The sequence below is a fragment of the Phenylobacterium sp. genome, from assembly GCF_031412415.1.
GTDB lineage: Bacteria > Pseudomonadota > Alphaproteobacteria > Caulobacterales > Caulobacteraceae > Phenylobacterium.
This window is the reverse complement of sequence record NZ_JANOCX010000100.1, coordinates 1-8,648: the sequence shown is the minus strand read 5'-3', so window position 1 is coordinate 8,648 and position 8,648 is coordinate 1. Positions and strand designations below refer to the sequence as shown.

Sequence of the window (8,648 nt, the reverse complement as noted above, 5' to 3'; positions counted from 1 at the left end):
GACATGGAGCCCGACGCCTTCGCCGCCGAGACCGATCGCCTCTGGACGCAGGTCGAGCCCTTCTACAAGAACCTGCACTGCTACGTTCGCGCCCGCCTCAACGACAAGTATGGCGACGCGGTCCAGAAGCGCACTGGCCCGATCCGCGCCGACCTGCTGGGCAACATGTGGGGTCAGCAGTGGGGCAACATCTATGACCTGGTCCAGCCCAAGACCGCCGCCTCCAGCTACAGCCTCGACAAGCTCCTGGAAGACGGCGGCTACGACCCGGTGAAAATGGTCAAGACCGGCGAGGGATTCTAGTCCTCGCTGGGCATGACGCCGCTCCCGGCCACCTTCTGGGAGCGCTCGATGATCACCCGGCCGCGCGACCGTGAAGTGGCCTGCCACGCCTCGGCCTGGGACCTCGACGATCGCGACGACATCCGGATCAAGATGTGCACCAAGGTCAACGCCGATGACTTCCGCACGGTCCACCATGAGCTGGGCCACAACTACTATCAGCGCGCCTACAAGGATCAGCCGTTCCTGTTCAAGAACGGCGCGAACGACGGGTTCCACGAGGCGATCGGCGACTTCGCCGCGCTCTCGGCCACGACGCCGACCTATCTCAACCAGATCGGCCTGCTGGAGAAGACGCCTGGCGTGGAGGAGGACATCCCGTTCCTGCTCAAGATGGCGCTCGACAAGATCGCCTTCATGCCGTTCGGCCTGATGGTCGATCGCTGGCGGTGGCAGGTGTTCGCGGGCCAGACCGCGCCTGAGGCCTACAACCAGGATTGGCTGAAGCTGCGGCTGCAGTATCAGGGCCTGGTTCCGCCCGGTCCCCGCCCGGCCGACGCCTTTGATCCCGGCGCCAAGTTCCACGTGCCCGGCAACGTGCCCTATACCCGCTACTTCCTGGCTCACATCTATCAGTTCCAGTTCCACCGGGCGGCCTGTCGCCAGATGGGCTGGAAGGGGCCGCTGCATCGCTGCTCGGTCTACGGTCAGAAAGCGGTGGGCGCGAAGCTCAACACCATGCTGGAGATGGGCGCGTCCAAGCCGTGGCCGGAAGAACTGGCGACCTTCACCGGCGAAACCCGGACCGACGCCAGCGCCGTGGCCGACTACTTCAAGCCGCTCAACACTTGGCTGATCGCGCAGAACAAGGGCGAGAGCTGCGGATGGTGAGGCGCTGAACGCGCTTCACCTGGTCTCTCGGCGTCGGACAATAGTTTTCGATTCACCTTGTCCGGCGCCCGTTTGTTTACGCTGACCTGCGAAGCTCCCCTCGAATCCGACGAGCGGGGGTCCGGGCGTGGACACAAATTCGAAGCAAGACAGCGGGCGCATCGTCCGCTTCGGCAAGTTCCTGACGGACGTCGCGCGGCGCTCGACCCGCGACGAAGGCGGCGCCGCGGCGGTGTTCTTCGCCGTCGCGTTGTTGCTGCTCACGCCGATGACGCTGGGTCTGGTCGACATCTACATCAGCACGACCCAGCGTGGTCAGCTGCAGGACGCGCTCGACACCGCCACCCTATACGCCGCCCGCTCGGCGGCCACCACGACCGCTGAAATCGACGTGATCGGCGACGCGGCCCTGAGCGCCAACCTGATCCTTCCGGCGGGCGAGGAGATCGTTGTCTCGAATTTCGTGCTGGACGGCGTCAAGGTCATCGGCACGGCGGCGATCACCCCGCCTGGCATCTCGCCGCAAGTCTGGAACCAAGCCAACGTGACCGCCAGTTCGCAGGTGGTCCGCAACTCCAACAACGTCGAAGTGGCCCTGGTGCTCGACACAACGGGTTCGATGGCGGGTCAGAAGCTGACGGACATGAAGACGGCGGCCAAGGATCTGGTCGATATCGTCGTTCAGGACACCCAGACGCCCTATTATTCGAAGATGGCCATCGTGCCGTATTCGATGGCGGTGAACGTTGGCTCCTACGCCAATCAAGTGCGCGGCGTTCCGAAGACGAGCCCGAACACCAACCCCACGAAGGGCACCAACACCGCGCCGCCCTATTCAAAGTTCTGGTTCCGTAACAACGCCAGCACCGACCTCACCTGGGATATCAACACCTGTGTGACGGAGCGAACGGGCGCCAACGCCTATACCGACGTCGCGCCGAGCACCAACGCGAACCTGATTGCCCCGAATTATCAGAAGTACGTTAGTAATTGCTCTGCCATCTCGGTCATCGAGCCACTGTCGACGAACAAGACGACGCTGAAGAACAAGATCAATGGCTTCACGGCGACGGGCGTCACGGCCGGCCAGATCGGCCTCGCCTGGGGCTGGTACATGGTCTCGCCGAACTTCAGCTATCTGTGGCCGGCCGGGAGCAAGCCCGCCGCCTATGGCACCAACGAACTGATCAAGGTCGTGATCCTGATGACCGACGGCGAGTTCAACACAGCCTACTGCAAGGGCGTCGTGTCGAAGAACTACAGCGGCACGGGCAACGACGAAGAGATCAACTGCAACGCCACCAACGGCAGCCCCTTTACCCAGGCCCAGCAGCTCTGCACCAAGATCAAGGAGAAGGGCGTGATCATCTACACGGTCGGCTTCGCCCTGGGCGGCAATCAGAACGCCATCAATATCATGAACCAGTGCGCCACCAGCGATAAGCACGTCTATCTGCCCGGCAGCGGCGCGGCCTTGAAGGACGCGTTCAAGGCCATCGGCCAGGACATCAATTCGCTACGCTTGGCGAAATAGCCACCTGAACTCTCCAGTCCAGGACCTTGGGGGCCTCGCCTACGCAATGTGGGCGGGGCCTTCCCCTTCTTCGACCTTCGCCGCCGCGGCCGCGAGTTGGCTGAGCGTCGCCTCGTGGCCGGCGCGGGTGATCTTGTAGAGCGAGACGCAGGTGATCGCCGCGGCGTAGAGCGCCGCCAGCACGATCAGATAGACCACCCCCAGATCGCGGATCACGTCGACCGACACCTCGCCGGGCTTGGCGCCCTGTGGGAAGGCGATGGCCAGCAGGATCATGCTGGAGGCGAAGATGCCCACGCCGGACACCGCCTTGGCGATGAAGGCGGCGGCGGAGAAGAACAGACCCTCCGACCGCCGGCCGGTGCGAAGTTCCGAGTCCTCCACCACGTCGGCGATCATCGACGAGATCAGGATCGCCGACATGATTGAGAACCCCGTCGACAGGGTCGTCTGGAGGAACAGCAGCGGCACGAGGGACGGGGAATCGTTGCCCGGGAACACGTCCAGCAGGCGCAGGCCGATGGGGGTGAACGAGATGGCGAAGGCCAGGATCTTGGTGAGCTGGGCGGCGGTCTTCTTGCCCAGGCGCTTGGCCAGCGGCGCGGCGAAGCCGAAAGCCAGGGCGGCGGAGACGAAGTTGGCGCCGGCCAGGGCGGCGATCTGGCCGGAGGTCAGCTCCCAGAAATAGGTGTTGAAGTAGAGGCTCAGCGACAAGACCAGGCCGCCCGCCATGGCGTTGAACAGGCCCGCGCCCATCAGCACAAGGAAGGACCTGTGGGTCAGGGTCCCGAACATTTCGCGCGCCAACTGGCCCAGCGAGACCTTGCGCTGCGGAGGCGTCTTGAACCTGGCGATATGGCGGTGCGTGCCCATGGCCGAGATCATGATCGCCCCGAACATGATCGCCGAGGCGACAAGGGCGTAGGTCTGGTAGCCGGCCGGATTGAGCTGACCCACGGGGTGGTTGGCGTCCGGCCGCAGGAACACCTGCAGGGCCAGGACCGTCATGGTCAGCCCGCCGAACCAGCCGAAGAAGTAGCGGTAGGAGAGCACCTTGGTGCGCTCGTCATAGTCGGTGGTCAGTTCCGGGGCCAAGGCCGCCGACGGGATCTCATACATGGTGATGAAGCTGCGGATGATCACGGCCACCACGATCAGGTAGAAGAACAGCGCCTCGTGCGACCAGTTGGGCGGGTTCCACAGCAGCAGGTAGGAGACCGCGACCGGCACAGCGGCGGCGTACATGAAGGGATGGCGGCGGCCCCATTTGGACCGCCAGTTGTCGGACACCTGGCCCATGATCGGGTCCAGCAGCGAGTCGAACATCAGGGCGATCATGATCGCCAGGCCCACGGTGGCCGAGGGCAGGCCCACCACCTGATTGTAGAAGATCAGCAGCAGGTACGAGAATCCTTGGTCCTTCACACCGAACGCCACCGACCCGAAGCCATAGAACAGCTTGGTCGGAATGCTGAGCTTGCCTGACTCAGGCGGGGTGGTTGTGGACAAGGCGATCTCCTCCAAGCCGTCGAGCGTGGTCACCAGTCAGCGACCGAAAGTCGGCGCGACTATGTTGTACGACGTAAATCATAGCAAGCCGCGGCGTCCGCGAGGCGCCGGCTATGGCCGAGGGGGGATCAGGTCCGGCGCCAGCTCCGACGCCCGTTCCAGGTCGGCGGCGGCCTCCCGCAATGTGGCGAGGTTCTGCTCATGGGTGTCCTGGTCAATGTGGTAGAAGGCCAGCACGATGACCGACAAGGTGTTCATGACGGCGATCACCGGCAGATAGATCGACACTAGCCGCATCATGATCGCCGGATCGACGCTCCCTTGGGCGGCGTTCGTCGGGAACGCCACGAGGGTCAACAGCAGTCCGGCCATGAACACCCCGATGCCGGCGGTGAACTTGGGCAGCAGGCCGTTGGCGGCGAACAGCAGTCCCTCGGATCGGACGCCGGTCTTGACCGCCGCGTCCTCGACCACGTCGGCGATCATGGACGAGATGATGATCAGGCCCGCGATCACCAAGGTCGTGTAGATGAAGTTGTCGACGATCAGGATCCAGAAGACCGCGGGCGAACTGTTGGGCGGCATCAGGCCCAGGAGCTTGAGGGTGAGCGGCAGCAGCGACGTCACCAGATAGGCCGAGAACAGGGTGAGCATCGCGCGCTTCTTGCCCAGCACCTTGGACGCCGGCCCGGCCAGGGCGACCGCACAGATCGAGGCCAGGGCGCCGGCGATGGCGAGATAGGAAATCTGCGCGGCGCTGAGGCCCCAGAGCTCCAGATAGAAGTACTGGCTCAGCGCGTAGCTCATGCCCGTGCCGACGCCCGAGCACAGACCCGACAGCATCACCACCACCAGGGAGCGGTTGCTGAGCGTGCCGATCACCTCCTTCACGGCCTTGCCGAAGCTGATATCGCGCACCGCGGGCCGGCTGAGGCGCGGAATCTGGCGATGCGTGCCCAGCGCCGAGACCAGGATCGAAACCGCCATCAGCGACGCCGCCAGCACGCCGTACTGGGCGTAGGCGGCCCGGTTCAGCACCCCGCCGGCCGCCGGGCTCAGATAGACCTGATAGAGGACCACGTTCATGGTCACGCCCGCGATCACCGCGAACAGATAGCGGTAGCTGAACAGGCTGGTTCGCTCGTGGTAGTCGGTGGTCAATTCCGGCGCGAGCGCCTGGCTGGGGATCTCATAGAGGCTGATGCAGATCCGCAGCACGACGAGCATCCCGATCAGATAGGCGCCGGTGGCTTCCAGCGACCAGTCGGCCGGCGAGTTCCAGAAGCCGATGCAGGCCATCGCGATCAGGGGCGCGGAGGCGTACATCAACGGATGGCGTCGGCCCCAGCGGGTGCGCAGGTTGTCCGACCATCGACCGATCGCCGGGTCGATCACCGCGTCCAGCATCAGGGTCAGCATGATCGCCGTGCCCACCCAGAGCGCTGGCAGGCCGATCACCCGGTTCAGGTACGGCTGAAGCAGCGAGGAGGCCAGCCCCAGGCCCGCCACACCGAAGGCCACGGATCCGAATCCGTAGAACAGCTTGGTGGGGACGCCGAGTTTCGCCGACGCCGGGACGAGATCAGACGGGACGGCTGACGTGCTGGTCATGTCGCTTCGCTTCCCCTCGCGCCACGGTTCAAGCCGCGACTGTCTGACGATTTGGTGCGACGACTGTCAGGTCAAAAGTCTGTTCTTCCTAGAGCTAAGTCCCATTCCTGACGCTGCGTCATGTCAACGGCTTGGCGCCCTCGATCTCGTCTGCGGTGCGAGCGTTGAGAGCACCCTCCGCCAGCTTGCGTAGGTTGTCCTCATGGATGGTCTTGTCGATCCGGTAGAGGAACAGGCAGCAGATCGCCACGGCGTAGAAGGCGCCGATGGTGGGCAGGTAGATGAGCGCCAGGTTGCGCAGCAGCTCGGGGTCGACCTCGTTGGGCTTGGCGCCTTGCGGGAAGGCCACGAAGGTCAGGAGCACGCCGGACACGAAGACGCCCACGCCCGAGACGATCTTCTTGAACAGGTTGTCGGCCGAGAACAGCAGGCCCTCCGAGCGGCGGCCCGTCTTGACCTCGGAATCCTCCACCACGTCGGCGATCATCGACTGCAGCATGACCCCGGTCATGATGGCCATGATGCCGTTCGCCATGAAGTCGATGATCAGGATGCCGAACAGCAGGTTCGTGCCGTTGGGCGGCATGACGCCCAGGATGCGCAGGCCGATGGGCAGCAGCAGCGCCACCACGGCGCCGAAGAACATGGTGATCGCCGCGTAGCGCTTGCCGATCTTGCCCGCGATGATCGGCGCAAGGGTCACCCCGATGATGCTGGCGAGCACCCCGGTGATGGTCATGATCGCGAGCTGGCCCTGAGTCAGCCCCCAGAAGTAGAGGTTGAAGTAGAGCTCAAGCGCCGTTTTCAGGCCCAGCGACACGTTCATGAACATGCCCGAGATGGTCAGCACCACGAACGAGCGGTTGTTCAGGGTGGCGCCCACCTCGCGCAGCATGGCGCGAATGGTGATCTTGCGGGTCGGCGGCTTGCGCAGATAGGGGATCTGGTGGTGCGTCCCGGCGGCGGAGATCAGGATGATCGTGAAGATCGTGATCGCCGCGACGATGGAGTAGAGCTGCCAGCCTTCGCGTTCCAAGAGGCCGCCCGTGCCGTCGGCGTTTTCCTTGAGGAACACCTGATAGACCAGCAGCTGCATCACCAGACCGCCGGCCACGCCGCAGAATGAGCGGATGGCGATGATATTGGTGCGCTCGTTGTAGTCGGCCGTCAGCTCGGCCAGCAGGGCCGACGAAGGCAGCTCGAAGAAGGTGTCGAACAGTCGGATGGTCAGCAGGCAGACCAGCATGTAGGCGAACAGCGCCTCGTGCTCCCAACCGACGGGAGGGTTCCAGATCAGGTAGAAGCCGACCGAGACCGGCAAGGCCGCGGCGTACATGAACGGGTGGCGGCGACCCCACTTCGTGCGCGTGTTGTCGGAGATCTGGCCGACCATCGGATCGACGAAGGCGTCGAAGATCAGGGCGAACATGATCGCCGTCGACACCATGGCCGGCGGCAGGCCCACGACCTGATTGTAGAACAGCAGCAGGAAGGTGGTGATCCCGCGCTGCTTGATGATGTTGGCGGCCGCCCCCAGGCCGTAGAGAGCCTTGGTGCGGAACGTGATGGGCGGACGCGGCGGCAGGCCGGCGAGAGCGGCGTCGGTCATGATGTCAGTCTCGCTTTAAGCTTTGGAACCAAGGGGCGCGACGCCCCCGGCGACGCCGGTCGTCCCGGCCGCCTCCTCGATCGCGCCCGCCTGCTCTGCGGTCTCGCGCAGGCGGCGCAGGTTGTCCTCGTGCTTGGCTTTGTCGATGTTGAAGGCGAACAGGCAGACGATCCCCAGCGCGTAGAGCGCACCCACCGCGGGGATGTAGATCAGGCCCATATTGTGGATGACTTCAGGGTCGACCGCTCCGCGCTTGGCGTTTTCCGGGAAGTTGATGAAGGCCAAGATCGCGCCGGAGACGAACACCCCCACCCCGGAAACGATCTTCTTGAACAGGTTGTCCGCGCTCATCAGCAGGCCTTCCGAGCGGCGACCGGTCTTGACCTCGGCGTCCTCGATGACGTCGGCGACCAGGGAGACCAGCATCACCCCGGTAGCGGCGGCGAGCGCGGTGTTGATGAAGGTCTCGACCGCCAGCAGCGTGAACAGCAGGTCGGTGCCGTTGGGCGGCATCACGCCAATCAGGCGCGCCACGACGGGAGACAACCCCACCAGCAGCGCGCTCGCGAACATGGCGATGGCGCCGTACTTCTTGCCCATCCGCTTGGCGACATGCGGGGCCAGCAGCACCCCGGCCGTCGCGCCCGCCACATTGATCAGGGTGAGCAGGGCGAGTTGGCTTTGCTTCAGCTCCCAGAAGTAGAGCCCGAAATAGATTTCCAGCCCGCCTCGCGTTCCCGCCGCGATGGCGATGCACATGCCGGTCAGGGTGGCGACCACGAAGGCGCGATTGTTGAGAGTGTGGGCGACTTCCTTGGCCATGCCCTTGAAGGTGATCTTCCGGGTCGGCGCCGCGCGCAGATAGGGGATCTGGTTCTGGGTTCCGCGCGTCGAGACCAGGATGGCGGTGAACACCAGGATCGCGGCGGTGAGCGAATAGGCGAAGTAGCCGTCGCGGGCGAGCACCCCGCCGGAGCCGTCCGGGTTCTCCTTGAGGAACACCTGGTAGGCCATGACCGTCATCCCCAGCCCGCCGATCACGGCGAACAGCATGCGCATGGAGATGAGGCTGGTGCGCTCGTTGTAGTCCTTGGCCAGTTCAGGGGCCAAGGCGCTGTGCGGTAGTTCGAAGAAGGTGTCGAAGAAGCGCAGGGTCAGGAGGCAGGCCAGCAAATAGCCGACCAGGGCCTCGTCCGGGCATCGATTTCGGCG

At 64.4% G+C, this 8,648-nt stretch carries 5 protein-coding genes and 1 pseudogene; 2 read left to right on the top strand and 4 right to left on the bottom strand.

Annotated features, from left to right (window positions below; all coding sequences use genetic code 11):
* Window positions 1–3: 3 nt before the first annotated feature.
* Both RMO04_RS05255 and RMO04_RS05250 read left to right on the top strand, forming a co-directional pair.
* Window positions 4–1,173: pseudogene (locus RMO04_RS05255) on the top strand (M2 family metallopeptidase).
* 127 nt (window positions 1,174–1,300) lie between these two features.
* Complete coding sequence (locus tag RMO04_RS05250) at window positions 1,301–2,707, top strand: hypothetical protein (protein WP_309643739.1); 1,407 nt, start codon at window positions 1,301–1,303, stop codon at window positions 2,705–2,707.
* A 39-nt stretch (window positions 2,708–2,746) separates the two neighbouring features.
* Here RMO04_RS05250 and RMO04_RS05245 read toward each other — a convergent pair whose 3' ends face one another.
* The 4 genes from RMO04_RS05245 to RMO04_RS05230 all read right to left on the bottom strand — a co-directional run.
* Window positions 2,747–4,216 (bottom strand): MFS transporter, encoded by a 1,470-nt coding sequence (locus RMO04_RS05245; protein WP_309643738.1) that lies wholly within the window; start codon window positions 4,214–4,216, stop codon window positions 2,747–2,749.
* Window positions 4,217–4,327: 111 nt separating this feature from the next.
* A complete protein-coding gene (locus RMO04_RS05240) occupies window positions 4,328–5,827 on the bottom strand; it encodes an MFS transporter (RefSeq protein ID WP_309643737.1) in 1,500 nt (499 codons plus the stop codon).
* A gap of 118 nt (window positions 5,828–5,945) precedes the next feature.
* On the bottom strand, window positions 5,946–7,436 hold the full coding sequence (locus RMO04_RS05235) for an MFS transporter (RefSeq protein ID WP_309643736.1): 1,491 nt from the start codon (window positions 7,434–7,436) through the stop codon (window positions 5,946–5,948).
* Between the two features lie 15 nt (window positions 7,437–7,451).
* A partial coding sequence (locus RMO04_RS05230) for an MFS transporter (RefSeq protein WP_309643735.1) occupies window positions 7,452–8,648 on the bottom strand: 1,197 nt, incomplete at its 5' end.